21 protein-coding genes and 5 tRNA genes are annotated in these 25,935 nt (G+C 67.3%); 17 read left to right on the forward strand and 9 right to left on the reverse strand.

Annotated features, from left to right (window positions below):
* Window positions 1–14 precede the first annotated feature (14 nt).
* The 5 genes from pgsA to LDO27_RS21485 all read left to right on the forward strand — a co-directional run bounded on the left by pgsA (window position 15) and on the right by LDO27_RS21485 (window position 2,929).
* Complete coding sequence (gene pgsA / locus LDO27_RS21465; protein WP_224043913.1) at window positions 15–614, forward strand: CDP-diacylglycerol--glycerol-3-phosphate 3-phosphatidyltransferase; 600 nt, start codon at window positions 15–17, stop codon at window positions 612–614.
* Between the two features lie 140 nt (window positions 615–754).
* Window positions 755–830: transfer RNA gene (locus LDO27_RS21470), tRNA-Gly, on the forward strand.
* Between the two features lie 88 nt (window positions 831–918).
* Window positions 919–994 (forward strand) — tRNA-Gly (locus tag LDO27_RS21475).
* Between the two features lie 132 nt (window positions 995–1,126).
* Window positions 1,127–1,200: transfer RNA gene (locus LDO27_RS21480), tRNA-Cys, on the forward strand.
* A 466-nt stretch (window positions 1,201–1,666) separates the two neighbouring features.
* Window positions 1,667–2,929, forward strand: a complete 1,263-nt coding sequence (locus tag LDO27_RS21485) for a cation:proton antiporter domain-containing protein (protein WP_222204056.1) — start codon at window positions 1,667–1,669, stop codon at window positions 2,927–2,929.
* A 2-nt stretch (window positions 2,930–2,931) separates the two neighbouring features.
* Here LDO27_RS21485 and LDO27_RS21490 read toward each other — a convergent pair whose 3' ends face one another.
* Window positions 2,932–3,837: a LysR family transcriptional regulator gene (locus LDO27_RS21490; protein WP_222204054.1), complete on the reverse strand. Its 906-nt coding sequence runs from the start codon at window positions 3,835–3,837 to the stop codon at window positions 2,932–2,934.
* 102 nt (window positions 3,838–3,939) lie between these two features.
* Between LDO27_RS21490 and LDO27_RS21495 the strand changes: the two genes are divergently transcribed.
* Window positions 3,940–5,058, forward strand: a complete 1,119-nt coding sequence (locus tag LDO27_RS21495; RefSeq protein ID WP_224043914.1) for a YeiH family protein — start codon at window positions 3,940–3,942, stop codon at window positions 5,056–5,058.
* 35 nt (window positions 5,059–5,093) lie between these two features.
* On the opposite strand, the gene LDO27_RS21500 is transcribed toward LDO27_RS21495, so the two are convergent.
* Window positions 5,094–5,179 (reverse strand) — tRNA-Leu (locus tag LDO27_RS21500).
* A 231-nt stretch (window positions 5,180–5,410) separates the two neighbouring features.
* On the opposite strand from LDO27_RS21500, the gene LDO27_RS21505 reads away from it, so the two are divergent.
* Together LDO27_RS21505 and LDO27_RS21510 are read left to right on the forward strand one after the other, a co-directional pair.
* On the forward strand, window positions 5,411–5,758 hold the full coding sequence (locus LDO27_RS21505) for a hypothetical protein (protein ID WP_224043915.1): 348 nt from the start codon (window positions 5,411–5,413) through the stop codon (window positions 5,756–5,758).
* 152 nt (window positions 5,759–5,910) lie between these two features.
* The gene (locus LDO27_RS21510; RefSeq protein WP_222204048.1) at window positions 5,911–6,318 is read left to right on the forward strand and encodes a heme-binding protein; all 408 of its coding nucleotides are present in this window, start codon (window positions 5,911–5,913) and stop codon (window positions 6,316–6,318) included.
* A 113-nt stretch (window positions 6,319–6,431) separates the two neighbouring features.
* Here LDO27_RS21510 and LDO27_RS21515 read toward each other — a convergent pair whose 3' ends face one another.
* The 4 genes from LDO27_RS21515 to LDO27_RS21530 all read right to left on the reverse strand — a co-directional run bounded on the left by LDO27_RS21515 (window position 6,432) and on the right by LDO27_RS21530 (window position 8,830).
* Entirely contained in the window at window positions 6,432–6,773 is a 342-nt protein-coding gene (locus LDO27_RS21515; RefSeq protein ID WP_224043916.1) for a hemin uptake protein HemP, read from the reverse strand.
* 196 nt (window positions 6,774–6,969) lie between these two features.
* Complete coding sequence (locus LDO27_RS21520; RefSeq protein ID WP_222204044.1) at window positions 6,970–7,386, reverse strand: ExbD/TolR family protein; 417 nt, start codon at window positions 7,384–7,386, stop codon at window positions 6,970–6,972.
* Window positions 7,387–7,406: 20 nt separating this feature from the next.
* On the reverse strand, window positions 7,407–8,135 hold the full coding sequence (locus tag LDO27_RS21525; protein WP_222204042.1) for a MotA/TolQ/ExbB proton channel family protein: 729 nt from the start codon (window positions 8,133–8,135) through the stop codon (window positions 7,407–7,409).
* A 29-nt stretch (window positions 8,136–8,164) separates the two neighbouring features.
* Entirely contained in the window at window positions 8,165–8,830 is a 666-nt protein-coding gene (locus LDO27_RS21530) for an energy transducer TonB (protein WP_222204264.1), read from the reverse strand.
* Here LDO27_RS21530 and LDO27_RS21535 point away from each other — a divergent pair.
* Both LDO27_RS21535 and LDO27_RS21540 read left to right on the forward strand, forming a co-directional pair.
* Complete coding sequence (locus LDO27_RS21535) at window positions 8,780–8,971, forward strand: hypothetical protein (RefSeq protein ID WP_222204278.1); 192 nt, start codon at window positions 8,780–8,782, stop codon at window positions 8,969–8,971. The genes LDO27_RS21530 and LDO27_RS21535 overlap by 51 nt on opposite strands.
* Window positions 8,972–9,236: 265 nt before the next feature.
* The gene (locus LDO27_RS21540) at window positions 9,237–11,537 is read left to right on the forward strand and encodes an AAA family ATPase (RefSeq protein ID WP_224043917.1); all 2,301 of its coding nucleotides are present in this window, start codon (window positions 9,237–9,239) and stop codon (window positions 11,535–11,537) included.
* Window positions 11,538–11,556: 19 nt separating this feature from the next.
* Here LDO27_RS21540 and murI read toward each other — a convergent pair whose 3' ends face one another.
* From murI to LDO27_RS21555, 3 genes are all read right to left on the reverse strand, one after another.
* On the reverse strand, window positions 11,557–12,414 hold the full coding sequence (gene murI / locus LDO27_RS21545; protein ID WP_224043918.1) for a glutamate racemase: 858 nt from the start codon (window positions 12,412–12,414) through the stop codon (window positions 11,557–11,559).
* A 73-nt stretch (window positions 12,415–12,487) separates the two neighbouring features.
* Window positions 12,488–14,011 carry a fumarate hydratase gene (locus LDO27_RS21550; protein ID WP_222204037.1) on the reverse strand — a complete coding sequence of 508 codons (1,524 nt, stop codon included), beginning with the start codon at window positions 14,009–14,011 and terminating at the stop codon, window positions 12,488–12,490.
* Window positions 14,012–14,215: 204 nt separating this feature from the next.
* Window positions 14,216–14,776: a TIGR00645 family protein gene (locus LDO27_RS21555; protein ID WP_224043919.1), complete on the reverse strand. Its 561-nt coding sequence runs from the start codon at window positions 14,774–14,776 to the stop codon at window positions 14,216–14,218.
* A 285-nt stretch (window positions 14,777–15,061) separates the two neighbouring features.
* Here LDO27_RS21555 and acs point away from each other — a divergent pair, with 285 nt between their 5' ends.
* The 7 genes from acs (at window position 15,062) to LDO27_RS21590 (ending at window position 25,902) form a co-directional block, all read left to right on the forward strand.
* Entirely contained in the window at window positions 15,062–17,044 is a 1,983-nt protein-coding gene (acs, locus tag LDO27_RS21560; protein WP_224043920.1) for an acetate--CoA ligase, read from the forward strand.
* A 69-nt stretch (window positions 17,045–17,113) separates the two neighbouring features.
* Window positions 17,114–19,165 (forward strand): sodium:solute symporter family protein, encoded by a 2,052-nt coding sequence (locus LDO27_RS21565; RefSeq protein WP_224043921.1) that lies wholly within the window; start codon window positions 17,114–17,116, stop codon window positions 19,163–19,165.
* A 71-nt stretch (window positions 19,166–19,236) separates the two neighbouring features.
* Window positions 19,237–19,327: transfer RNA gene (locus tag LDO27_RS21570), tRNA-Ser, on the forward strand.
* A 401-nt stretch (window positions 19,328–19,728) separates the two neighbouring features.
* Window positions 19,729–20,859 (forward strand): sensor histidine kinase, encoded by a 1,131-nt coding sequence (locus LDO27_RS21575; protein WP_224043922.1) that lies wholly within the window; start codon window positions 19,729–19,731, stop codon window positions 20,857–20,859.
* Window positions 20,860–21,180: 321 nt separating this feature from the next.
* Window positions 21,181–23,334: a two-partner secretion domain-containing protein gene (locus LDO27_RS21580; RefSeq protein ID WP_224043923.1), complete on the forward strand. Its 2,154-nt coding sequence runs from the start codon at window positions 21,181–21,183 to the stop codon at window positions 23,332–23,334.
* Window positions 23,331–25,073 carry a ShlB/FhaC/HecB family hemolysin secretion/activation protein gene (locus LDO27_RS21585; protein WP_224043924.1) on the forward strand — a complete coding sequence of 581 codons (1,743 nt, stop codon included), beginning with the start codon at window positions 23,331–23,333 and terminating at the stop codon, window positions 25,071–25,073. Before LDO27_RS21580 ends, LDO27_RS21585 begins: the two co-directional genes overlap by 4 nt.
* 25 nt (window positions 25,074–25,098) lie before the next feature.
* A complete protein-coding gene (locus LDO27_RS21590; protein WP_224043925.1) occupies window positions 25,099–25,902 on the forward strand; it encodes a peptidylprolyl isomerase in 804 nt (267 codons plus the stop codon).
* Window positions 25,903–25,935 lie beyond the last annotated feature (33 nt).

Here is a 25,935-nt window from a genome sequence, read left to right on the forward strand (position 1 = left end):
CCTCAAGATCCCACATGCCGCTGAATATTCCGATCCTGCTGACCTGGTTGCGCGTCGCCATGATTCCCCTGGTGGTAGGTGTCTACTACCTGCCGGAAGCCTGGCTCCCCATGCATGCCAAGAACCTGACGGCGGCCGTGTTCTTCATCGTCGCGGCCGTGACCGACTGGCTCGATGGCTTTCTTGCGCGGCGCTGGAACCAGACCTCGTCGTTCGGCGCGTTCCTCGATCCGGTTGCCGACAAGCTGATGGTCACCGCCGCGCTGCTGTCGCTGCTCGCGCTGGACCGCGTGACCGACGTCATCGCGCTGATCATCATCGGCCGCGAGATCACCATTTCCGCGCTGCGCGAATGGATGGCGCAGATCGGCGCGTCCAGGAGCGTGGCCGTCAATTTTCTCGGCAAGCTCAAGACCTCCGTGCAGATGACCGCGATCCCGCTGCTGCTGTTCAACGACCGCCTGCTGGGCATCGACGCGGCGATGCTGGGATCGTGGCTGATCTACGTGGCCGCCGTGCTGACGCTGTGGTCGATGTTCTATTACATGAAGCTGGCGTGGCCGCAGATTCGCGAGCGCAGCGGCGTGTCGGGCAGGGCCTCCACGCAAAAGTGAGGGGCAATGCAAAAATATGCTTGACGCGTGTATTCGTTCTTTGCCATAATTTCGTTCTCGCTTCTGACGTAACAACGAAAACGAAGCGAGATCGCAGAGAATGCGGCACGTTGTAAGCCGTTCGATTGCGAGCGGTACATGCGGGAGTAGCTCAGTTGGTAGAGCGCAACCTTGCCAAGGTTGAGGTCGCGAGTTCGAGACTCGTCTCCCGCTCCAGGTTCTAGTCTGCCTGGTCTTGCATCACGATATGGCGCACCTTGCATCATGGCGTGATGGAATTGCCAGGCTGGCATCAGCGGTTAATGCGGGAGTAGCTCAGTTGGTAGAGCGCAACCTTGCCAAGGTTGAGGTCGCGAGTTCGAGACTCGTCTCCCGCTCCAGTCCAAAAGGGAAGCTGCGCTTCCCTTTTTGCTTGTAGCTGCGGTGGTCTGTCGCTACGCTGTCGCCAGCATGCTGTTGATGCGACGATACCGAGCGCGGTGGCAGACAGCAGTACAATTAGCAGGTCACCCGGCGGGGTGGCAGAGTGGTCATGCAGCGGCCTGCAAAGCCGTGTACGCCGGTTCGATTCCGACCCCCGCCTCCAATACCGACAACGGCGCTCATCGAGCGCCGTTGTCTTTTCCGGCGCGTGTTGCAAGCGTCGTGTCGCGACCCTCGGTCCGGCATGCGCGGCGCGGGTATCACCACCGCTTTGCGGCTGCCATTTCCCCTATTTGAAGCGCTTTCCGGGCGGTGTTCGGATTCGTCGCGGGTGGCGGCCGTGTTACATTAATCGAATCGCAGCTCCCGTCGCATGGCGGCCGTGTTCCGGCAGTCACCGTGGCGTCATGGCAGCGCACGTCGTCGGCGGACCATCGCCGGTCATCGCGTGCGTGGGCCAGGCTGGTTGCGAACTTCCCTTTGTCCCAATTCGATACGGTCGTCCGTCCCCGGACATGCCGCCAGGCAGTCGGCTTGCCCTGGCGATGCGTTCGCCGGGATACGCGACGGCGTCGAACGGGGCCCTGTGTCCGCCGGCTCGCCGGCTCATCGAAAGGAACCGACCACGCATGCACCATGCAACCCCGTTAATCAGCACCATCGTCGGCGGCATCGTCCTGGCATTCGTTCTCGGCGCCGTGGCCGGACGCCTGAAGTTGCCGCCGCTGATCGGCTATCTGTGCGCGGGGATCGTGGTGGGTCCGCATACGCCCGGCTATACGGCCGACCAGGCACTGGCTCCCGAACTCGCTGAGCTGGGCGTGATCCTGCTGATGTTCGGCGTGGGCCTGCACTTCTCGATCAAGGACTTGATGGCGGTCAAGAAGATCGCCATTCCGGGGGCGGTGGTGCAGATCGGTCTGGCCACCCTGCTGGGCATGGGAGTCGCGCTGGGGTTCGGCTGGTCATGGGGGCAGGGCTTCGTCTACGGGCTGGCGCTGTCGGTGGCAAGCACCGTGGTGCTGCTCAAGGCCCTGCAGGATCGCGACCTGGTGGAATCGCCGCAAGGCCGCATCGCCGTGGGCTGGCTGGTGGTCGAGGACCTCGCGATGGTGCTGGCGCTAGTGCTGCTGCCGCCGCTGGCCGGGCTGCTCGCCCCGACGGGGGCGGCCGCTGCGGTCGGCGCGGACGTGCTGCCCGAAGCCGGTCCCGGCGCCGCCGATATCGCCTTGGCGGTCTGCTACACGCTCGGCAAGGTGGCGGCCTTCGTGGCGGTGATGCTGATCATCGGACGCCGGTTCATTCCCTGGATGCTGGAGCGCATCGTCTGGAGCGGCAGCCGCGAACTGTTCCGGCTCGGCGTGCTGGCCACCGCGCTGGGCGTGGCCTTTGGCGCCTATTCGCTGTTCGGCGTGTCGTTCGCGCTGGGCGCCTTCTTTGCCGGCATGGTGCTGGCCGAATCCGAATTCAGCCATCGCGCCGCCGAGGAGTCGCTGCCGCTGCGCGACGCGTTCGCGGTGCTGTTCTTCGTATCGGTGGGCATGCTGTTCGATCCGAAGGTGCTGATCAACGACCCCTGGGGCGTGCTGGCGACGGTGTTCATCATCGTGGTGGGCAAGTCGGTCGCTGCCCTGGCCATCGTGCGTGCCTTCGGGCATTCGAAGGGCACCGGCTGGACCATCGCGGTCAGCCTGGCGCAGATCGGCGAGTTCTCGTTCATCCTCGCCAGCCTCGGCGTGTACCTGAATATCCTGCCCGAGCGCGGACAGGCGCTGATCCTGGCTGGTGCCTTGCTTTCCATCGTCATCAATCCGCTGCTGTTCCGGCTGCTGGACCGCTATGTCGCGCGCACGAACGCGATGGCCGCGAAGACGGAGACGGCCGCGGCCTGACGTCAGTCCGCGACCGCCGGGGCCTTTTCCCGCAAGTACTCGGTGAAGGCCAGCAGGCCCTGCGTCGGGTACTTGTCCTGGTGCACCACCAGCTGGAACGGGCGGACCCATCGTGGCAGGCCGGCGCGCAGGGCGACCAGTTCGCCGCGTGCGAGCTCGTCCGCGACCACATGCAGTGACAGGCAGCTCACGCCGAAGCCGCTCATCACCGCGCGCTTGACGGCCTCGGCATTGCCCAGTTCGAGCGCAAAACGCAGTTGCCCCAGCAGTGGGGCCAGCCGCTGCTCGATGATCTCGCGGGTGCCGGAGCCGCGCTCGCGCACAACCCAGTCCGCATCGCGCAGCGCCTCCATGTCGCCGGCCCGCTGCGCCAGCGGGTGGCCCGCGCCGGCCACTACCACCATCTCATCGTCCCCCCAGTGCACCGCCCGCAGTTCCGGTTCGTGGCAGGTGCCTTCTATCAGTCCGATATCGACATCGAGCCGCAGCAGGGCTTGCAGCACGTCCTGGGTATTGCCGATGCGCAGGTCCAGCGTGCAGGGCGCCGTCTGGGCGTGGCGAAAGCCGGTCAGCAGGGTCGGCAGCAGATAGCTGCCGATGGTGTTGCTCGCCGCGATGCGCAGTTCCACGCCGCCTTGTGCGGCGAACCGTTCGAGTTCGTGGGCCTGGTCGAGCAGAGACAATGCGCGCGGAAAGAATTGCCGTCCGGTTTCGTTGATGCTCAGGCGCCGCGCGATCCGGTCGAACAGCGGCCGTTGCAGGGCGCGCTCCAGATCGGCGAGCGCCGCGCTGACGGCCGATTGCGACATGGCAAGCCCATCGGCCGCGGCGATGGTGCTGCCGTGCCGGGCCACGGCGACGAACACGGACAACTGGCGCAGCGTGAGCCGCAGGGGTGGCTGGTCCATATCTGAAAATCCGGTAAAGGTAAGAAATATAACCCGTTTTACAGATTGAACGCCCGGCGGTAGCCTCGCGGTACTTTCATGTCACTCGAAGGACGTCCGTCCATGTCCACCGTGCCCACTACGCCAACTGTCGCCGCTTTGCCGCCCACATGGTCGCAACGCCTGTTGACCGTGATTCCGCTGGGCGGCGTGGCCTGGCTCGCCTCGGTGCTGGCCGCGCATCCCGCCATCTCGCATCTTGGTATCAGCCCGCTGATGCTGGCGATGTGCGCCGGCATGGTGGCGTGCAACACCATGCCCAGGCACTGGCTGGCGCCGCTGGGCCCAGGCATGCAGTTCGCCCGCCACCATATGCTGCGCGTGGGCGTTGCGCTATATGGGCTGCGGCTCACGTTCGGCTCGATGGCAGCGCTCGGCGCGGCCGGCGTACTGGTGCCGCTCGCCATGCTCGTCGCCACGCTGGTGGTCGGTACCTGGATCGGCACGAGATGGCTGGGCCTGACACGGCGCGAAGCCATCGTGGTCAGCGCGGGCAGCGCGGTGTGCGGCGCGGCGGCGGCGATCGCAATGGCCTCGGTCGTGCGCACCGACGATCGCCAGACGGCGGTCGCCGTTGCCACCGTGGTGCTGTTCGGCACCGCCGGGATGTTTCTCTATCCCTCTCTGTTCGAGCTGGCGACTGCGCAGTGGCACTGGGCCGTGAGCCAGCGCGCGTTCGGCATCTATACCGGCGCCACGTTGCACGAGGTGGCGCAGGTCATCGCGGCGGGCAAGATGATCGGCGATCCCGCGGCCGACGCCGCGGTGCTGGCAAAGATGGTGCGCGTGCTCGCGCTGGGCCCGCTGCTGCTGGTGATGGCCATGTGGCCGGGCATCGGCGAGGATGCGGACACGCGGGCCGGGAAGCATCGCGGCGCGGCGCAAGCGGTGCCGGCTGCCAGCCGCAGCCATCTGCGTTCGCTGCTCAAATCGGTGCCCTGGTTCGCGGTCGGCTTCGTCGCCGTGATGGCGATCAATTCGGCGGGTCTGGTGCCTTCGTCGTGGCAGCCGGGTCTGGTGGCGCTGGACAACTGGTTGCTGGCATGCGCGATGCTGGCGATCGGGCTGCATACGCGCATCGCGGATCTGCTGCGCGCCGGACGCAAGCCGCTGGTGTTGGCAGCACTGCTGTTCGGGTTCCTGATGGTGGCCGGTGCGCTGCTGTGCGCAGCCACGCTGTGAAGCCGCGTGTCGCGCGGTGAGGGGTGCGGTGGCGCTGGTGCGGCCGACGGGACTCGAACCCGTAAGCCTGGAAGGCGGCAGATTTTAAGTCTGCTGAGTCTACCGATTTCTCCACGGCCGCACGGCAAGCCCGGTATTGTGTGCGGTCGCAGACCGGGGCGCAAGTTCTTCTCCCGGAATGACGATATCCTCTATGACGGCGTGAAACTCGGGTCGCAAAGCGCCGCGCTGGATGCGTGACGTGTGGGCGTTACTGCTCGTAACAATGTAGAACCTGCCGTTTCACCTGCGTATCCGGTTGCACCTAAAATATGAATTATCAAAAACCTATCCTTTAAGCGAGGAAACGATCATGAAACGCTGGATGCTTGCGGGGCTTGGAGTGGTGGCCGCATTGGCGTCCGGGGTCGCGATGGCACGTGTGGATGTCGGCATTGCCATCGGCGTTCCGGGTGTGGTCGTCGGCGGTCCGGCCTACTACCCACCGCCGGCCTATGTCGCGCCGCCCCCGGTCTACTATGGTCCGCCGCCCGTCGTGGTGCATCCGCGTCCGTACTATGCGCCGCCGCCGCGTTATTACGGCGGTCCGGTCTACTATGGACCGCCGCGCGGACACTGGCACGGCCATCGGCATGGTTACCGTGGGCACGGTCATGGACATGGTCATGGCCGCGGACACGGACACGGCCATCGGCACTGACGTTGCCGAACACAAAAAAGGGCTCCTTGTCGGAGCCCTTTTTCATTGGTGCCGGCGGCCGTAGGCGCGTGCCGGGCGGCCGCTATCGTGGTCACCATGTGGTCGCGGCGCTATACTGCCGGCACCCATTCGATTAGATAGAGGAGAAGGGAATGCAGCAAAAGACCGTACTGACTGCGGATGATGTGAAGAAGGTGTTGGCCGCAGCGGAAACCGAGGCCAGGAATCACCACTGGGCAGTGTCGATCGCCATCGTGGATGACGGCGGCCATTTGCTGGCACTGCAACGCCTCGACGGCGCCGCGCCGATCTCGGCCTATATCGCTACCGAAAAGAGCCGCACCTCGGCGCTGGGTCGTCGTGAATCGAAGGTGTACGAGGACATGATCAACAACGGCCGCCACTCGTTCCTGTCGGCGCCGGTGCTGCACGGCATGCTCGAGGGCGGCGTGCCCATCGTCGTGAACGACCAGGTGGTCGGCGCCGTTGGCGTGTCGGGCGTCAAGTCGACCGAGGACGCGCAGATCGCGCGCGCCGGCATCGCGGCCCTGGGTCTGTAAAGACGTCGCGGCAGGCGGCCGATCGCGCGCCGCCTGCGTCCCCCTCAGCGGGCTGCCATGGCGCCCGTCCCGTCCGTTCAGTTTTCCTTTCTGCCCGGCAAACTCGCCAATCGTTACTTGGTGAGAATCAGCTTGCCGTAGCGCGTTTTCCGCAGGATATACACCTCGCCGTTATGCAGGATCGGCAGCGTCGTCGCGCCGTGCATCAGCACGTCCAGCGGCACCGCGTCGGCGGCCGCCACATTGCTGGCCGGCTTGCTGTCGCGCACCAGCGCTTCCAGCCGCGCGGGCAGGGAAGCCACGGCGGAACGCACGGTGTCCATGGCGGAGGGCGCCGGCTGCTCCCGTTCGCGCCGGGTCGGCTCGGCGGGCGCGGCCACCACGACACGGCGCAGCGACAGGCGGCGGCGGGACACTTCGCGGGGTTGGGACATCGGCAAGGTAAGCGTGCTCATGTGGGCTCCAGGCTGTGGTTGGCAACGCGCGGACAACGCGTCCTGTGTGGAATGGGTAGATCATAAATGAGAACAGTTCTCATTACAACATGCGCTGGACGTTATTTTGCCCGGCGTGCGCCGAAACGCAAAAACGCCCGCCCAAAAGCAAAACCCCACCGCAAGGGTGGGGTCGTTGCCGCGATCACGAAGCCGTCTACTGCTGCTTCGGCTCGGTGATAAAGCCGATCTTGCCGAGGCCGCCCTGCTGGGCGGCGGCCATGACTTCCGCCACGCGCTCGTAGCGGACTTCGCGGTCGGCGCGCAGATGCAGCTCCGGCTGCGGCTCGTGCTTCGCCGCTTCGGCGATGTTCGTCTGCAGCGTGGCCGGGTCGACTTCCGCCTGGTTCCAGTAGACCTTGCCGTCCGCATCGATCGATACGTTGATGTTCTGCGGCTTGGTGTCGTTCGGCTGGTTGCTGGCGCGCGGCAGGTCGATCTTTACCGCGTGATTGATCACGGGGATGGTGATGATGAAGATGATCAGCAGCACGAGCATGACGTCGACGAGCGGCGTCATGTTGATCTCGCTCATGACTGCGTCATCATCGTCGTCGAGGGTTCCGAATGCCATGATGACTTCCTGGTGAGCGTTCAGTTCTTGACGGCGAGGCGCACGGCGTTGTCGTCGGCGGTGCGGGCGTTGGTCGGGCGCACACGGGCGCCGGTCACGAAGTACGCGTGCAGGTCGTGGGCGAAGCGGTTCAGCTTCGAGATCACCGACTTGTTGCCGCGCGTCAGCGCGTTGTAGCCGAGCACCGCGGGGATGGCCACCGCCAGGCCGAAGGCCGTCATGATGAGCGCTTCGCCCACCGGGCCGGCGACCTTGTCGATCGTCGGCACGCCCGAGGCGCCGATGCCGATCAGTGCATGGTAGATGCCCCACACCGTGCCGAACAGGCCGACGAACGGCGCGGTGGAACCGACCGAGGCCAGCACGGCCAGGCCGGATTGCATGCGGGCCACGGCTTCGTCGATGGCGCTCTTGAGCGAGCGGGTCAACCAGTCCGAGATGTCCATCACGTCGTGCAGCTGCGGCTGGCTGGCGCGGTGGTGCTGGGCCGCTTCCTTGCCGGTCAGGGCCAGCGTGCGGAACGGGTTGGCGTCATTGCTGCCGAGCGTTTCGAGCGCGTGGTCGAAATCGTCCGAGTGCCAGAAGCGCTTTTCCGCGCCGTGGGCCATTTTCTTGAGGCGGAACAGATCCCACGTCTTGGTGAGAATCACGATCCACGACGCCAGCGACATGACGAGCAGAATGATGGCGGTCGCACGCATGACGAAATCGCCTTGCGCCCACAGATGGCTGAGTCCGAGGTCCTGCATGATGGTTCCTGGTGAGTCCGTATTGAGGTTCAGTTGAGTTCGAAGGCAATCGGTTGCTGCGCCGTGACGGCGATGGCGCGGCCGTTGTCCACATAAGGCTTGCACCGCATGCGCTGCACGGCGTCCACGGCGGCCTGGTCCAGGCGCGACGAGCCGCTGGAGCTCACCACGCTGGCCTTGACGACCTTGCCGGTATCGTCCGTCGTCAGTCTTACCACGGCCTTGCCGGTCTCGCCCATCCGGCGCGCCTGCGAAGGATAGGTCGGCTGCGGCGTCGAGCACTGGATTTCGCCGATGCCGACCGCGCGGGGCGCGGCGGAAACCGGAGGAGGCGGCGGCTCGGGTGCCGGGGCGGGCGGAGCGGGCGGCTCCGGCGGAGCCGGCGGCACTTCGATGGCGGTCGGGGTCGGCGGCAGCGTCGGCACGGGCTCCGGCGTCGGCTGACGCTTGGGCGGTTGCGGCTTCGGCGTGGTGACCTTGACCTGCTTGGGCGGCGTTTCTTCCTTCGGCTTGGGTTTGGGGATTTCGGGCGCCGGTTTCTGCGGCGGTTCCAGCGGGATGATTCGGGCGACGATCTCCGGCGCGATCACGGCTTCCGTGAGTTTGCGCGCGAGGCCGCTCTGGATCAGGTACAGCAATCCCGCATGGAACAGGACCACGGCGAGCGTGATCTTGATGAAGCGTTGATCAAACATGTGAGAACGACAGGTATCCGCAAACTGGCTGAGCAAAGCACGCCGCAGGGGTCATTTGCGAGAGAAGAGGACCAACGAGATGCCGAAACCGACCAGCAGGCTAATCAGCAATTCCATGTTAAACGCTCCATCAACGGGTAAGCCGGGGGGAGCGCTACTCTCTGGCAGCGTGTCAGGCGGTGAGTATAAACGATAATGATTCTTATTTGTTGAGCTTTTTACTCCACTTTTTCGCCGGATGGGCTTGCCAGGTGATTTGCGGGGCGCTGGCGGCCCGAATCGATCCGGGGCGGGCTGCGGCCTGGGGCGCGCCCACAATGGCCGATTCGCCATAATTCGCGCTAGCATACAAAAAAGCAGGGGCTTGCCGCGCCGCTCCGGCGCACCTGTGCGAGGGGACCAGCCCATGGACTTCAGCCGTTCCGCCGACGATGACCGCTCCACCGTCATCCGTCCCAATGCCGGCGTGGCCGCCACGTCCGCGCTCGACTGGATGTGCGCGCAATTCGCGCTGCGGGTGGTGTGCGCGCTCGGCCCGCGCTTCAATCTGCGCAGCAATATCAATGACGTGCTGGCCGTCAGCGCCCAGGAAATGGTCTGGCCGTATGGCGTGGTGCTGCGCGTGCAGCGTTTCCTGTCGGCCCGCTGTGCCGACATGCCGGCCTGGAAGGGCGCTTCCCGCCTGACCCCGGAGGAATTCCTCGAGCGCCATGGCCAGTGGAACAGCGCGTTCGACGAAAGCGCGCTGTTCTATTACCTCGACGAATACGTCAAGCACCATGCCAAGGACATGTTCGCGGTCTTCGACGTGTCCGCCGCAGCGCTGGCCGCCAGGCTGGATGGGGAACGCGTGCTGCTCGTGCGCAATATCGACATGCTCAGCCATGTGCTTGGCCTGCCCGAGCACGAGCGCAAGCTGCTGCTGTACGCCGCCCTCGCCAAATACAAGCGCGACCTGCGCGCGGTGATGGTGGACTGCAAGGTCGCGCACAGCCAGGAGGCGTTCCAGATCCTGGCCGGGCTGACCGGCGCCACGCCGGGCGAGGTGGCCGCCTCGCTGCGCCCGGGGTCGCGGCTGGAGACGCTGAACCTGATCGAGCAGCCGCTGCCGGAGAACAGCGTCACGGACCTCGGCGATCTCATGCGCCTGTCCGACCGCCTGTTGCACGTGCTGCTGGGCAACTACGCCAACGAGGCGGAGATGATGGCGGTGTTCACCCGTCCCGCCGCGCCGCCGACGCTGGGCACCAGCGACTATCCCCACGTCGAGGACGACGCGCGCTACCTGACGGCGCTGCTGTCCAACGCGACCCGGCAGCATGCCGAGGGCGTCAACGTGCTGATCTACGGCCCGCCGGGCACCGGCAAGACGGAATTCGCCAGGCTGCTGGCGCGCGAGGCCGGCTGCGAGCTGTACGAAGTCGATTGCCTGGACCGCGACGGCAACAGCCTCTCGGGCAAGGACCGCTACCGCTCGCTGCAGGTCTCGCAAGCGTTCCTGCGCGGCCGCCCGCGCACCGCGCTGCTGTTCGACGAGGTGGAGGACGTCTTTCCCGGCAGCGCGCGCGAGTTGATGAGCCTGTTCGGCCAGGAGGACGCGCGCGCGTCCGTCAACGGCAAGGCGTGGGTCAACCAGACGCTGGAGCGCAATCCGGTGCCGGTGATCTGGATCTCCAACTCGATCCGGCAGATCGACCCGGCCTACCTGCGCCGCTTTCAGTTCCACCTCGAACTGAAGATTCCGCCGCCGCTGGTGCGCGAGAACATCATCCGCAAGCATCTGGGCGCGCTGGACGTCAGCACGGAGTTCATCGCCGCGCTGGCCGCGCGCAAGAGCCTGACGCCGGCGCAGGTGCAATCGGCGGCGCGCTTCGTGCAACTGGCGCAGCCGGATGTACCGGAGCCGGTCGAATCGCTGATCCTGCGCCAGCTCGATCACGCGGACCGCGCCATGGGTTTGCGGCAGGAAGCCGAAGCACGTCCGGTGGTGACGCGCTACCGGCTCGACCATCTGAACCTGGAGACGAAGTACCGCGTCGACCGCATCATCGGCGCGCTCAAGGAGCGCCAGCGCGGCACCATGTGCTTCTACGGCCCGCCCGGTTCGGGCAAGACCGCGCTGGCCGAGCATATCGCCGCGGCGCTGGACCTGCCGCTGATGATCCGCCGCGCGTCCGACCTGATGAGCAAGTACGTGGGCGAGACGGAGCAGCAGATCGCGGCGATGTTCGCGCGCGCCGAGGAGGACGGGGCGGTGCTGCTGCTGGACGAGGCCGACAGCTTCATGCAGAGCCGCCAGCAGGCGGTGCGCAACTACGAGGTGTCCGAGGTCAACGAGATGCTCCAGGGCATGGAGCGCTTCAACGGCATCTTCATCTGCACCACGAATCTGTTCGACCGTCTCGACGAAGCGGCGCTGCGCCGCTTCTCGTTCAAGATCCGCTTCCTGCCGCTGCTGCCGGCGCAGCGAGAGTCGATGTTCGTGGACGAGGCGCTGGAGGGCGATGCCACGCGGCTGGATGCCGCCATGCGCGGGGAGCTGGCGGCGCTGGACGGGCTGACGCCAGGCGACTTCGCCACGGTCAAGCGCCAGAGCGTGCTGCTGGGCGACGTGCTGTCGCCCGACGAATTCCTTGCGCAACTGCGCCAGGAGCATGCGGTCAAGCCGGAGGTGCGGCAGCGACGGCCGGTCGGCTTCGTGCGCTAGGCCGGTGGGCCGCGGACGCTCAGGCGAGCGCGGGGGCGGGCTCGATCACCACCGTTTCGGCCGTGGCGTCCACGCCGAGCAATGCGGCCGCCATCGCGCGCAGATGCGCCGCCTCCATGGTCGTGCAGTAGCGATCCGCCGGTAGCGCCGTCCCATCGGCGGCGACATCGGCGGCCAGCCCATGTTCGATCAGCCGGCGCTGCAACTGGCGGGCCACCGCGACGCCGGTGTCGATCAGCGTCAACCGGTCGCCCACCATGTCGCGGATCGTGTCGGAGAGAAAGGGGTAGTGCGTGCAGCCGAGCACGAGCGTGTCTGCGCCGGCGTCCAGCATGGGCTCCAGATACCCGCGCAGCTTGTCCCGCACGGCCGGGCCCGACACGTCGCCCTGCTCGATCAGCGGCACGAGGCCGACGCCGCCCTGGCATACGAAGCGGCTGTCGCCCGACAGGGCTTCCAGCAACCGCGCGAACTTCGCGCTGCGCAGCGTGCTCGCCGTGGCCAGCACGCCGACGACCTTGCTGCGGCTGGCGGCCGCGGCCGGCTTCAGGCCGGGCTCCACGCCGACGATGGGCAGCGCCAGCCGTTCGCGCAGCGCCTGGATGCCATGCGCGGTGGCCGTGTTGCACGCGACCACCAGCGCCTTGCAGCCCTGGTCCGCCAGCCAGCCGCACACCTGGCCCGTGCGCGCCGCGACGAACGCTTCGGGCTTTTCGCCATAGGGCGCATAGCGCGAATCGGCCAGGTAAAGCAGCGATTCGCCGGGCAGCAGTGCACGGATTTCGCGCAGCACCGACAGGCCGCCGAGGCCGGAATCGTAGATGCCGATCGGGGCGCTGCGGGCGGCGCGGGGCGAAGGTGGGGAGTCGGACATCATCGCAGTGGGCAACAAAAAGGCCGGGCCATGTGGCCCGGCCAGCGGACTTGCCGTGTTGGCGATTCCGTCGGGATCAGGCCGTGGCAACCGGGATCTTGCCGATCTTCGCCTGCCATTCGGCGGGGCCGGTCTTGTGCACCGAGGTGCCCGAGCTGTCCACCGCCACCGTGACCGGCATGTCCTTCACGTCGAACTCGTAGATGGCTTCCATGCCGAGGTCTTCGAAGGCCAGCACCTTGGCGCCGCGGATTGCCTTGGAGACCAGGTAGGCGGCGCCGCCCACGGCCATCAGGTAGGCCGACTTGTGCTTCTGGATCGATTCGATCGCCACCGGGCCGCGCTCGGCCTTGCCGATCATGGCGATCAGGCCCGTCTGCGCCAGCATGGTCTCGGTGAACTTGTCCATCCGCGTCGCGGTGGTGGGGCCGGCCGGGCCGACCACCTCGTCGCGCACCGGATCGACCGGCCCCACGTAGTAGATCACGCGGTTGGTGAAGTCGATCGGCAGCTTTTCGCCCTTGGCCAGCATGTCGGCGATGCGCTTGTGCGCGGCGTCGCGGCCGGTCAGCATCTTGCCGTTGAGCAGCAGGGTCTGGCCCGGCTTCCACGAGGCCACTTCCTCGGGCGTGAGGGTGTTCAGGTCGACGCGCTTGGACGTCTCGGTGTTGGGCGCCCATTCCACCTTCGGCCATTGCGACAGGTCCGGCGCTTCGAGCTTGGCCGGGCCGCTGCCGTCCAGCGTGAAATGCACGTGACGGGTGGCCGCGCAGTTCGGGATCATCGCGACCGGCTTGGACGCCGCATGCGTCGGGCAGGCCATGATCTTGACGTCCAGCACGGTGGCCAGGCCGCCCAGGCCCTGCGCGCCGATGCCCAGCGCATTGACCTTCTCGTACAGCTCGACGCGCATTTCCTCGATCCAGTCGCGCGGACCGCGGGCGATGATGTCCTGGATGTCGATGGACTCCATCAGCGATTCCTTGGCCATGACCATGGCCTTTTCCGCGGTGCCGCCGATGCCGATGCCCAGCATGCCGGGCGGGCACCAGCCGGCGCCCATCGTGGGCACGGTCTTCAGTACCCAGTCGACGATGGAGTCGGACGGGTTCAGCATCACGAACTTGGACTTGTTCTCCGAGCCGCCGCCCTTGGCCGCCACCTGGATATCCACCGTATTGCCGGGAACCACTTCGTAGTGGATCACGGCCGGGGTGTTGTCCTTGGTGTTCTTGCGGCCGCCTTCGGGCGGGCTGACGATCGAGGCGCGCAGCACGTTGTCCGGATGCGTATAGCCCCGGCGCACGCCCTCGTTGATCATGTCGGTCAGGCCCATGGTGGCGCCGTCCCAGCGCACGTCCATGCCCACCTTGACGAAGACCGTCACGATGCCGGTGTCCTGGCACAGCGGGCGCTTGCCTTCGGCGCACATGCGGCTGTTGGTCAGGATCTGCGCGATCGCATCCTTCGCGGCCGGGCTCTGCTCCAGCTCGTAGGCACGGCCCAGGCTGGTGATGTAGTCCATCGGGTGGTAATAGCTGATGTACTGCAGCGAGTCGGCGACGCTCTGAATGAGGTCTTCCTGCTTGATGACGGTCATTTTCTTGTGGGGAGGCAGTCGGGAAAATTCAGCCCGTGATGATACACCGACCGCTGGGCCGCTGTCCGGGCGCCCGACACCCGGACAGCGGCCCAAGTGACGCCCCCGGCGCGGACTGTCGCGCCCCCGCCGCGCCGGCTTGCGCCCATGAAAAAACCGCGGCACGGGCCGCGGTTTCGGGGGCGGGGTGGCAGCGCCCGCGGTTCAGTGCTGGACCGCGTGGCCGTCGCGGCGGGCCGCCGGGGCGCCATGCGTGATCATCCGGTCCACGTAGGCCATGGCCACGGCCGACAGCAGGAAGGCCAGGTGGATGATCACTTGCCACATGATCGTGTGCGTGTCGCGCTGCGGCGCGTCGATGAAGGTCTTGAGCAGGTGGATCGAGGAGATGCCGATCAGCGCCATCGACAGCTTGACCTTGAGCACGCCGGCGTTGACGTGGTCCAGCCATTCCGGCTCGTCCGGATGCTCCTTGATGCCGAGCCGCGACACGAAGGTCTCGTAGCCGCCCACGATCACCATGATCAGCAGGTTGGAGATCATGACCACGTCGATCAGGCCCAGCACCACCAGCATGATCTTGTTCTCGTCGTACTCGGTGACGTGCGAGAGCAGGTGGAAGACCTCGATCAGGAAGTGGTACACGTAGACGCCCTGGGCCACGATCAGGCCCAGGTACAGCGGCAGCTGGAGCCAGCGCGAGGCGAAGATCAGGCGGGGAATCGGACGCAGCGGCGGCGGTGACGGCGGAAGGGTCGATGCCATGGAGTCGGGAAAAAGTGGACGAACGGAAACCGCCGGATTGTACATTGCCGGCTTTTCGCTTCTGTCGGCGGGCGCGCACTGGAGGGCTGGCATCGTGCGGCGGCTGTGCTAGCCTAATGGAGTACGCTGCACATGCGGGCCGCCCTGGCCCGGTACGATCCGCGCGGCCCCAGCCGGCCGCCGATGCGCGCGGCCCTCGCGCCGCGGCGCCCTGCGTCAGGTATGCGTAAGGACGCCGGGGTACTTTTGCAGCAAAGCAAACAAGCCACATCAGGAGACCAGGCCATGTCCGCCATCGAATCGGTGATGCAGGAGCATCGTGTATTCAACCCGCCCGAGTCGTTCGCCAGGACCGCCGCCATTCCCAGCATGGATGCGTACCGCGCGCTGTGCGACGAGGCCGCGCGCGACTACGAGGGTTTCTGGGCGCGGCATGCCCGCGAGCAGCTGCTGTGGGCCAAGCCTTTCACCAAGGTCCTGAACGAAAGCCAGCCGCCTTTCTACAAGTGGTTCGAGGACGGCCAGCTCAACGCGTCGTACAACTGCCTGGAGCGCAATCTCGACAATGGCAACGCCGACAAGGCGGCCATCGTGTTCGAGGCCGACGATGGCGCGATCACGCGCGTGACCTACCGCGAGCTGCACGCCCGCGTGTGCCAGTTCGCCAACGGGCTGAAGTCGCTCGGCATCGAGAAGGGCGACCGCGTCGTCATCTATATGCCGATGTCGATCGAGGGCGTGGTGGCGATGCAGGCGTGCGCGCGCATCGGCGCAACGCATTCGGTGGTGTTCGGCGGCTTCTCGGCCAAGTCGCTGCAGGAGCGGCTGGTTGACGTGGGCGCGGTGGCGCTCATTACCGCCGACGAGCAGATGCGCGGCGGCAAGGCGCTGCCGCTGAAGGCCATCGCCGACGAGGCGCTGGCGCTGGGCGGCTGCGAGGCCGTCAAGCACGTGGTGGTGTATCGCCGCACCGGCGGCCAGGTCAACTGGACCGAGGGGCGCGACCGCTGGATGCAGGAGCTGTGCGCGGGCCAGCCCGAGACCTGCGAGCCCGAACCGGTCGACGCGGAGCATCCGCTGTTCGTGCTCTACACCTCCGGCTCCACCGGCAAGCCCAAGGGCGTGCAGCACAGCACCGCCGGCTATCTGCTGTGGGCGCTGATGACGATGAAATGGACCTTCGACATCAAGCCCGACGACCTGTTCTGGTGTACCGCCGACATCGGCTGGGTCACCGGCCACACCTATATCGCCTATGGGCCGCTGGCCGCTGGCGCGACGCAGGTGATGTTCGAGGGCATTCCGACCTATCCGAACGCGGGCCGCTTCTGGGACATGATCGCCCGCCACAAGGTCAGCATCTTCTACACCGCGCCGACGGCGATCCGCTCGCTGATCAAGGCGGCCGAGGCGGACGAGAAGGTCCACCCGAAGCAGTACGACCTGTCGAGCCTGCGCCTGCTGGGCACCGTGGGCGAGCCCATCAATCCCGAAGCGTGGATGTGGTACTACCGCAATATCGGCAACGAGCGCTGCCCGATCGTCGACACCTTCTGGCAGACCGAGACCGGCGGCCACGTGATCACGCCGCTGCCGGGCGCCACGCCGCTGGTGCCGGGCTCGTGCACGTTGCCGCTGCCGGGCATCATGGCGGCCATCGTGGACGAGACCGGGCAGGACGTGCCCAACGGCAGCGGCGGCATCCTGGTGATCAAGCGGCCGTGGCCCGCCATGATCCGCACCATCTGGGGCGATCCCGAGCGCTTCAAGAAGAGCTACTTCCCCGCGGAACTGGGCGGCACGCTGTATCTGGCGGGCGACGGCTCCATCCGGGACAAGGACACCGGCTACTTCACCATCATGGGCCGCATCGACGACGTGCTGAACGTCTCCGGCCACCGCATGGGCACGATGGAAATCGAATCGGCGCTGGTGGCCAACCCCATCGTGGCCGAAGCCGCGGTCGTGGGCCGGCCCGACGACACCACCGGCGAGGCCATCTGCGCCTTCGTGGTGCTCAAGCGCGCGCGCCCGACCGGCGACGAGGCCGTGCAGATCGCCAACGAGCTGCGCACGTGGGTGGGCAAGGAGATCGGCCCGATCGCCAAGCCAAAGGACATCCGCTTCGGAGACAACCTGCCCAAGACCCGCTCGGGCAAGATCATGCGCCGCCTGCTGCGATCGCTCGCCAAGAACGAGGAGATCACGCAGGACACCTCCACGCTCGAAAACCCCGCCATCCTGGAACAGCTCAAGCAGGCCCAGTAAGGCCGGTCGGCCGGCGGCCCGCCTCCCGGCGGGCGCCGGCCTGTCGCGCCGGCGCCCGCCTGCCCATCCATGCCCGAGACCCAGTCGCGCTTTCGCCGCCGGCTGGCGCTGTACTACAGCGTCTTCACCCTGAGCCTGTTCGGCTTCATCGGCATGATGGGGCTGCTGGAGCGCTCCAACTCGGACGCGCTCTGGCTCGGCTACGTCTTCCTCTTCGTCACCATCGCGATCTATGCCTGCATCGGGCTGATCTGCCGTACCTCGGACCTGAACGAGTACTACGTGGCGGGGCGGCGCGTGCCGGCGCTGTACAACGGCATGGCGATCGCGGCCGACTGGATGAGCGCCGCCTCGTTCATCGGCCTGGCCGGCATCCTGTTCGCCTCCGGACACGAGGGCCTGGCCTACGTCATGGGCTGGACCGGCGGCTATTGCCTGGTCGCCTTCCTGCTCGCGCCGTATCTGCGCAAGTACGGCGGCTACACGATCCCCGATTTCCTCGCCGCCCGCTATGGCAACGGCAAGCCGGGCGGCAACCTGCCGGTGCGGGCTATCGCGGTGCTGGCCGCCTCGCTGTGCTCGTTCGTCTATCTGGTCGCGCAGATCCAGGGCGTGGGGCTGGTGGTCACGCGCTTTATCGGCGTGGAGTTCGCCGTGGGCGTGTTCTTCGGGCTCGCGGGCATCCTGGTCTGCTCCTTCCTCGGCGGCATGCGCGCCGTCACGTGGACCCAGGTGGCGCAGTACATCATGATGATCGTGGCCTTCCTGGTCACGGTGTCGATGATCGCGTGGAAGCATCACGGCGATCCCCTTCCGCAGGTTGGCTACGGCTCGATGCTCGCGCGCATCGAGGCGCGCGAGCACGAACTGCGTAACGATCCTGCGGAGCAGGCCGTGCGCGCCTCGTACCGCCAGCAGGCCATCGACCTGCAGGACCGCATCGCGCGGCTACCGGCGTCGTTCGAGCAGGAGCGGGCCGAGATCGCCGAGCGCCTGCAGGAGCTGCGGGCGCGCAACGCGCCGCTGCGCGAGATCAAGGCGCTGGAGCGCGAGCGCGCCGAGTATCCCGCCGACGTGGCCGCCGCGCAGTTGCAGTGGAACCAGATGCGCGAGGAGGCGCTGGCGCGCAGCCGTCCGGCGGTGTCGTCCACCGAGCCGTTCCCGGCGGCGTCCGCGGAAGAGCGCAAGACGCAGCGGCTGAACTTCGTGCTGCTGGTGTTCTGCCTGATGCTGGGCACCGCCAGCCTGCCGCACATCCTGACCCGGCTCTACACCACGCCCTCGGTCAAGGAGACGCGCAAGTCCGTGGCCTGGGCGCTGTTCTTCATCGCGCTGCTGTACGTGTCGGCCCCCACGCTGGCGGCGCTCGTGAAGTACGAATTCTTCGAGCACGTGGTCGGCATGCCGTTCGCGGACCTGCCGCAATGGGTCAACCAATGGCGCAAGGTCGATCCACCGGTGTTCGGCATACGGGACGTCAATGGCGACGGCATCGTGCAATGGGCCGAGATCCTGATCCAGCCCGACATGATCGTGCTGGCCGCGCCGGAAATCGCCGGTCTGCCCTACGTGATCTCGGGGCTGGTTGCCGCCGGCGCGCTGGCCGCCGCGCTGTCGACGGCGGACGGCCTGCTGCTGACCATCGCCAACGCGCTGTCGCACGACGTCTTCTATCACATGGTCGACCGCACCGCGAGCCACCAGCGGCGCGTCACCACGGCCAAGATCGTGCTGCTCGGCGTGGCCCTGTTCGCGTCGTACGTGACCTCGCTGCGGCCCGGCAACATCCTGTTCCTGGTGGGAGCGGCGTTCTCGCTCGCCGCCTCCAGCTTCTTCCCGGTGCTGGTGCTGGCCATCTTCTGGAAGCGCACCACCGCGGCCGGCGCCTTCGCCGGCATGGTCGCCGGGTTGGGCGTCGCGGTGTACTACATCTTCGTCAACTACCCGTTCTTCACCCGCATCACCGGCATCTTCGGCAACCGCTGGTTCGGCGTGGATCCCATCGCCTCGGGCGCCTTCGGCGTCCCGGCCGGGTTTGCCGTGGCCATCGTCGTCAGCCTGCTGACACCACGCAACGCGCCGGTGATCGACCGGCTGGTGACGTATCTGCGCAAAGGTTAGGGCGGGGCACGGCCGGATCGCGCCGAAACGCTTGAGTGCAAAACCAACTCTGCTATAATCGCCGACTTCCCGGAGAGATGGATGAGTGGTTTAAGTCGCACGCCTGGAAAGCGTGTATGGGTTAATAGCCCATCGGGGGTTCGAATCCCCCTCTCTCCGCCAGATTCGAATGCCCGCGCAAGCGGGCATTCTCGTTTCGGAGAGAAGCAAGCCAATAGTTTGGCTTGCGTGGGGGATTCGAAGGGATTCGCTTGCAAGCGAATCCGCGGCCTGCGCCGGTGTAGGCGAATCCCCCTCTCTCCGCCAGATTCGAATGCCCGCGCAAGCGGGCATTCTCGTTTCTGCCTGCGCAGGCGGATCCCCCTCCGATTCCGCCCCCCGGATGCGTTCCGCACTCCCGCTTCCCCGCCGCTTTCGTATCCTGTTATAGAAATGAGCTTTAGACTGCCTGAATGCCGACATGGCGCAGCCCGGCACGTCTGCGCGTTCATCGAGCCCGGCCTGTGCCGGCTCGACATGGCGCACACCGGTCGAACTGGCGGAATTCGCGAAGGAGGAAGCAAATGACCCTGTCCGACTTTATCGAAGCGAACCTGGATGGATTGATCGATGAGTGGAGCGATTACGCCAGAACGATCTGCCGGAGCGAGCCAGATCTGTCGGAAGCGCAGCTGCGCAATTCGGCCCGGGAACTGCTGACTGGCATTGCCGGCGATATGCGGAAAGCACAGACGGCGACGCAGCAACATGCCAAGTCAGTGGGAAACCGGCCGCACCCGCAATCGGACTTCAACGCGACGGCGCACCGGCACGCGGACGACCGTCTGGCGCATGGCTTCGAAATCAATGGGCTGGTGGCCGAGTATCGCGCTCTGCGGGCGAGCGTGCTACGGAGGTGGCAGGCGGCTCGTCAGCTGGACGACGCCGCGATCCAGGAAATGATCCGCTTCAATGAAGCGATCGACCAGATGCTGGCCGAATCGGTCCGGCAGTATGCCCAACGCACCGAGCGCATCCGCGATCTGTTCGCCGCCGTCCTGGCGCACGACCTGCGCTCGCCGGTCGGGGCGATCCTGAATTCGACGGCGGTGTTGCTGCAGGACGAGAATCTTGGCGCCACCAGCGTGCGGGCGGGCGCGAACCTGCAGCGCAGCGCCATGCGCATGAAGCTGCTGATCGATGACCTGTTCATCTTTACCCGCACGCGATTGGGCGACGTGCTGCCGGTGGAACCCACGAAGCAGGATCTGGGACGCATCTGCGAGGGCGCGGTGGAGGAAGTGCGCGCATTGTTTCCCGACGCGCGTATGCATCTGCAACTGGCGGGCGACCTGGCTGGCGTATGGGATGGCGGCCGGATCAGCCAGCTGCTCGTGAACCTGCTGTCGAATGCCGTGCAGCACGGCAGCGGCCGTATCACGCTGGCGGTCCGGGAGGACGGCGGCGACGTCGCGGTCTCCGTCTCCAATGAGGGCCCCCGGATTCCGGCCGATGCGCTTCCCACGCTGTTCGATCCGCTGACCCGTGTCACGCCCTTGCCGGCCGAGAGACGGACGGCGCCCGGCATGGGTCTGGGACTGTACATCTGCCGGTGTATCGCACACGCGCACCGGGGCTCCATCGCCGTGACATCGACTGAGGGCCAGACCGTCTTCACGGTCCGGATGCCGCGTAGTCCGTCGTTGCCCGCCTGAGAGGGCGACAGGGGCATGTCCGGAACACCGGCTTCCGCCACAGGGAGCCAGCGCAGTAGCCCGGCTCGCGACGGCGCGACCCATCGTCCTGGCTCTTGCCGGGCATTTCAGAGCCTTCCCATTCGTGGGGGCGAACCTCCTCGCTAAGTTTGCACTGTGGCTGCGTGACACGACGGGCGCAGCCGGGAGTGCGGCGAGCCATGGTGGCGGGGGCAGGCGTGAGCCCCGGTTCCTTCGTGTTCGCAGCACCTGTTGCCACCTTGCGATGGGGGAGCGGGCATGCGGTCAGCGGGAACATGGCCTGCCACGGACGGTGGCAGCTTGCAGCGAACGCCGGCGCGCATGGGCCGCATCGCCGCGGCGGCCCTCGTGTCGGTCGCGGGTTGCGCCATGGCGTCGGTGGTGCCGGACGGTGGATCGGCCACGGTGGTGGCGACGGGCGCCGACGGGCGGGTCACGGTCGGCATCGCCGGCACCGTCGGCGGCGTCTCCGTCAACACGTATCGGCAGTTCCATGTACTGCGAGCCGGTGTCGATCTGGACAACCGCGGCGTGGGCGCGCGCACGATACTCAACCAGGTCACCGGCACCGACCGTTCTCTGCTGGCGGGACCATTGGGCGTGCTGGGGCCGCGCGCGAACGTGGTCATCGCCAATCCCAATGGCATCAGCGTCAACGGCATGGTGCTCCGCAATGCCGGCAATCTGGCGCTGACCACCGGCCAGGTGACGTTCCGCGATTTCGCCACCGGCAATGGCGGCGTGCAGCGCAACCTCGTGCTCGATACGAGCGACGGCGCGATCGAGATCGGCGCAGAGGGACTGGCCGGCTCGCTGCTCAACCTCGAGCTGGCCGCCAGGTGGATCCGGGTCGACGGCCACGTCGAGAACCGCTACAGCGACCCCAATGCGCGCATTCGCGCGGTGGTGGGCAATAGCCGCGCCCAGATCGATACCAGCATCTCGCCCACCGATAACCTGTCGCCCTGGATCCGGTACGTGGCGCCCTCGGTGGCTGCCGGCAAGCCGGTTGCGCTGGATATCACCGCGGCGGGCGGCCTGACCGCGGGGCGCATCGAACTGCTGATCACGGACCGCGGCGCGGGCGTGCGGCATGCGGGCAACGCGCTGGCGACGGCGGGCGACTTCGTGCTTTCCACTACGGGCGATGTGCATCTGGGAGCGGGAACTGTTCGCGCCAATGGTGCAGTTCACGTGCGCGGGGCATCGGCGACGCTGGATGCCACCGCGATCGATGGCGTCGCGGGCACCGCGCTGACCGCCAACCGCATCGCCATGCAACGTGCCACCGTGCGGTCGTCCGGCGGGGCGGTGACGCTGACCGCGGCGGACGACTACGTGCAACGGGACAGCGATGTGCTGGCCGCCGCCGGTATCGCGCTGCGCGCCGGCACGGTGACGCTGGAGTCGGTGCAACGGCAGGCGACGATGATCGCGGACGGGGCAGGCGTGCTGGTGCAGTCGCGGGATGCACTGACGAACCGCGGCGCACTGGTCCAGGGCCGGTCCCGGCTCGCCGGCGAAGCCGCCTCCCGCGGTGCCGTCACGTTGCGGGCCGGCGGGACCGTCGTCAACGAATCCACGCCGCGGCATCTGGGCATCGTGTTCGGCCTGGCGGACGACATCGTCGTCGAGGCGGGAGGCGACGTGGTCAACCGCCATGCGCGCATGCTGTCGAACGGCTTCCTGAACGTGATGGCCGCCGGGGACGTTCGCAACGAGGTCACCGCCGCGCCGGCGCCGCATGGCGGGCAGCCGGTCTCCTTCCGCGACGCCGGGCGTCGCTGGCTGTGGCTGTCGAAACGCACCGCGGGCTTCGACGTGGACTACGGCGCGCTGGAGCGGCCCGGGCAGACCGCCTATTTGCTGTCCGGGAAGGGCACCACGCTGCGCGGCCGCGATGTCGTCAACCGGGGCGGCGAGATCTACGCCAATGGCGGTGACATTACCGTCCGCGCGGAGCGGTCGTTCCGCACCGAAGGCATCGCCGTGGGCAGCGCGCACTATGCCCGCCGCTGCATGATCGTGTGCCGCATGTCGGCATCGTCCACCACGGCCGTCGCGGGCGGCTTGCTGTCCGCGGGCGGAAACATCGATATCCGTGCCGGCGACAGCGCCGCCAATGTCGGCGGGCGCGTACTGGCGCTGGGCAACCTGCTCGTCGTCGCGCCGCTCACCTATGCCGTTGGACTGGCGAACTACACGCCGCTCGCGCGCGATCGCGGCTTCAAGGCCTTCTTCGGCGACACCTGGGCGCGCCTGTACGCGGCCGATGTCGGCGGCAACTGGATCGCGGTGGGCCGCGGGCGTATCGACGGCGACGCCGTCATCGAAGGCGGCAGCGTCGATGGCGACGTCGAGATCGCAGGCGACACGGCGGTCGTCCGGCCGCGGCTGCGTACGCCCGTCACCGTGGAAAACCATCTGGGCATGACGTCATGGCTGTGGCGATGAACCTGCGTATCGCCGCGTGCGGGCGGCGCCTTCCCTGGCTCGCCATGCTGGCGGTGCCGCAGGCCCTTGCTCAATTGCCGCCCGTGCCGCCGGAAGACCCGGCGCAGCGCCTGCTGCGCGAGCAGCGGCAGCGTGATATCGAGCGGGAGGCGTCGCAGAGGGGCCCGCGGATCGATCGGCGGCAGGCGCATCCGCCGGACGTCCAAGCGGACGCTTCCGGCGAGCCAGCGGTGACCTTCGCCATCGACACCATCGAAGTGCGGGGCAATACCGTGCTGCCGGAAGACACCATTGCCGCCATGACGGCGCCGTTCCTGCACAAGCGGCTGGGCAGCCGCGACATCGACCTGCTGCTGCGCCGCTTCACCGAAGCGTTCGTCGCCGCGGGCTATATCACGACCCGCGCCTACGTTGCGGCGCAGAGCCTCGCCGGCGGCCGCCTGATCGTCACCGTCGTGCCGGGCAAGGTGGAAGCCATCCGCCTGAACGACCGCAGCATCCGCCCGGACCAGGGCGGATGGTTCGATACCGTGGGCGGTGGCTGGCTGACCGATGCCGGCACCGCGTGGCAGCTGCCCGCGCCCGGGGACACGCTGCAACTGCAGGCGCTGGAGCAAGGGGTCGATCAGATCAACCGGCTGCGCCGCAACCGGGCCGAACTGCGGATATTGCCCGGGCAGAGCCCGGGTGGCTCCGTGGTGGCGCTGTCCAATCCGTATGGCGACCGCTTCCGTTTGCATCTCGGAGCGGACAACCACGGCAGCCGCGCCACGGGCATCTCCCGCACGCGGCTGGGCATCGACGCCGACAACGCGCTGGGGTTGCAGGAAGCCATATCGGGAACCTACATCGGTACGGTGGACAGCCATGCCGCCGTGATCTCCGCCGCGGTGCCGCTCGGCTTCCATACCTTCAGCTATACCGCCTCCGTGTCGGAGTACCAGGACACCATCGGCGATACCGCCTTGCTGTACGGGCGCAGCAGCGGCCATACCCTCGGCTGGAACCGGGTGGTCTCGCGCGGCCAGCGCGGGCGGCAGGCGCTGGACCTGACGCTGTCGTACCGCAGGAGCGAGCGTGACATCAACAACATGGCGCTCGAACCCCAGCGGCTGGCCGTGCTGCGCGGCGCATGGAGCTGGCTGCGCCGCTTCGCGATGGGCGGGCAGCCGGGCTACGCGACGGCGGAAGCCGGCATCTCGCGCGGCCTGACGGCGGTGGCGGCGACACGGGATCCGTCCGACATCCGACGGGACGAAGCGCATGCGCAATTCACCAAGTTCGATGCCAACGCCGCCATGCAACTGCCATTGCCCGCGTTCGGCCCGATTCGCTGGGCCTGGCGCGCGCAAGGCGCCGGTCAGTGGGCCAACGTCGCGCTGTTCGGATCGGAACAGCTGTTTGCCGGCGGGGCCAGCACGGTGCGCGGCTTTCGCGAAGGCGCGATCGCCGGCGACCGTGGCGCCTATCTGCGCAACGAGATGGTGTGGGCCAACGTGCCGGCCGCCGCGGCCCTGCGGCTGGAGCCGTATCTGTTTCTCGACGGCGGCCTGACCGGCTATGTGGCGACGCGCCGCTGGCAGGCCGTGGCCGGCGCGGGCGCCGGCGTGCGCATCGCCGCGCAGTGGGCGCAGCAGATGCTGTCCGGCGAGTTGCTGCTGGGTACGCCGCTGGCGCAGCCCGGCTATCTGCCCGCGGCCAGGGCGCTGCTGCTCGCCACCATTCACTGGACCTATTGAAGCATCGACCCGACAAGGACCCATCATGCCAATCCGCATTCGCACGCTGATCGCTTCCGCCCTGATGCTTAGCGTGCACGGCGCGCACGGCGCCACCGTCAACGGCGTCGCGATTTCGGAGGAGCAGGTGTCGCAGGCCATGGCGCAGGCGCGGCTGCCGGACTCGCCGCAGGCGCGCGCCGCGGTCAGGCAGCAGTTGATCGCCCAGGAACTGTTCCGCCAGGAGGCGGCCCGCGACAAGACACTGGAGACACGCGGCGACGTGCAGCAGGCCCTGCGCGAGGCCCGGACGCAGATACTGACCCAGGCCTGGCTCAAGGACCGCATCGAGCCGGAACCCGTCACAGAGGCGCAGGTGCGCGAGCGCTATGACGCCATCGTCGGCTCGCTTGGCGAGAAGGAATACAAGGCGCGCCTGATCGAGGTCGCGGACAACGCCACCGCGGCCGCCGCGCTTGCACGGATCGAGGGCGGGGAAGACTTCGGCAAGGTGGCGCGCGACGTGAGCCTGGCGCCGACCAAGGCTAGCGGAGGCGCGATGGACTGGGTCAGCTTCCCGGTGCCGCCGCGGGAAGGCCGCACCCAGAACCTGCCGCTTCCGCTCGCCGAGGCCATCGCCAGCCTGCCGGCCGGTGCGGCGACCACCGCTCCGATTGCGTGGAACAACCGCAGCTATCTGGTCCGCGTCGATGAGGTACGGACGACGCAGGTGCCGACCTACGACCAGGCCCGGCCCGCCATCGAGCAGGTCCTGCGCGCGCAGGCCCTGGAGCGCGCGACCGCCGCGCTGGTGGTGGAGTTGCTGGGCAAGGCCAGGATCACCCAGTAACCGAACGCCGGCGCGCGACGACCGCGAACGACA

This window comes from Cupriavidus respiraculi, from assembly GCF_914271545.1.
GTDB lineage: Bacteria > Pseudomonadota > Gammaproteobacteria > Burkholderiales > Burkholderiaceae > Cupriavidus > Cupriavidus respiraculi.

What these genes read in the sequence shown, in the direction of transcription:
- pgsA (WP_224043913.1), top strand. Translation starts at nt 15, where the DNA reads ATGCCGCTGAATATTCCGATCCTGCTGACCTGGTTGCGCGTCGCCATG.
- LDO27_RS21485 (WP_222204056.1), top strand. Translation starts at nt 1,667, where the DNA reads ATGCACCATGCAACCCCGTTAATCAGCACCATCGTCGGCGGCATCGTC.
- LDO27_RS21490 (WP_222204054.1), bottom strand. Translation starts at nt 3,837, where the DNA reads ATGGACCAGCCACCCCTGCGGCTCACGCTGCGCCAGTTGTCCGTGTTC.
- LDO27_RS21495 (WP_224043914.1), top strand. Translation starts at nt 3,940, where the DNA reads ATGTCCACCGTGCCCACTACGCCAACTGTCGCCGCTTTGCCGCCCACA.
- LDO27_RS21505 (WP_224043915.1), top strand. Translation starts at nt 5,411, where the DNA reads ATGAAACGCTGGATGCTTGCGGGGCTTGGAGTGGTGGCCGCATTGGCG.
- LDO27_RS21510 (WP_222204048.1), top strand. Translation starts at nt 5,911, where the DNA reads ATGCAGCAAAAGACCGTACTGACTGCGGATGATGTGAAGAAGGTGTTG.
- LDO27_RS21515 (WP_224043916.1), bottom strand. Translation starts at nt 6,773, where the DNA reads ATGAGCACGCTTACCTTGCCGATGTCCCAACCCCGCGAAGTGTCCCGC.
- LDO27_RS21520 (WP_222204044.1), bottom strand. Translation starts at nt 7,386, where the DNA reads ATGGCATTCGGAACCCTCGACGACGATGATGACGCAGTCATGAGCGAG.
- LDO27_RS21525 (WP_222204042.1), bottom strand. Translation starts at nt 8,135, where the DNA reads ATGCAGGACCTCGGACTCAGCCATCTGTGGGCGCAAGGCGATTTCGTC.
- LDO27_RS21535 (WP_222204278.1), top strand. Translation starts at nt 8,780, where the DNA reads ATGGAACAGGACCACGGCGAGCGTGATCTTGATGAAGCGTTGATCAAA.
- LDO27_RS21530 (WP_222204264.1), bottom strand. Translation starts at nt 8,830, where the DNA reads ATGTTTGATCAACGCTTCATCAAGATCACGCTCGCCGTGGTCCTGTTC.
- LDO27_RS21540 (WP_224043917.1), top strand. Translation starts at nt 9,237, where the DNA reads ATGGACTTCAGCCGTTCCGCCGACGATGACCGCTCCACCGTCATCCGT.
- murI (WP_224043918.1), bottom strand. Translation starts at nt 12,414, where the DNA reads ATGATGTCCGACTCCCCACCTTCGCCCCGCGCCGCCCGCAGCGCCCCG.
- LDO27_RS21550 (WP_222204037.1), bottom strand. Translation starts at nt 14,011, where the DNA reads ATGACCGTCATCAAGCAGGAAGACCTCATTCAGAGCGTCGCCGACTCG.
- LDO27_RS21555 (WP_224043919.1), bottom strand. Translation starts at nt 14,776, where the DNA reads ATGGCATCGACCCTTCCGCCGTCACCGCCGCCGCTGCGTCCGATTCCC.
- acs (WP_224043920.1), top strand. Translation starts at nt 15,062, where the DNA reads ATGTCCGCCATCGAATCGGTGATGCAGGAGCATCGTGTATTCAACCCG.
- LDO27_RS21565 (WP_224043921.1), top strand. Translation starts at nt 17,114, where the DNA reads ATGCCCGAGACCCAGTCGCGCTTTCGCCGCCGGCTGGCGCTGTACTAC.
- LDO27_RS21575 (WP_224043922.1), top strand. Translation starts at nt 19,729, where the DNA reads ATGACCCTGTCCGACTTTATCGAAGCGAACCTGGATGGATTGATCGAT.
- LDO27_RS21585 (WP_224043924.1), top strand. Translation starts at nt 23,331, where the DNA reads ATGAACCTGCGTATCGCCGCGTGCGGGCGGCGCCTTCCCTGGCTCGCC.
- LDO27_RS21590 (WP_224043925.1), top strand. Translation starts at nt 25,099, where the DNA reads ATGCCAATCCGCATTCGCACGCTGATCGCTTCCGCCCTGATGCTTAGC.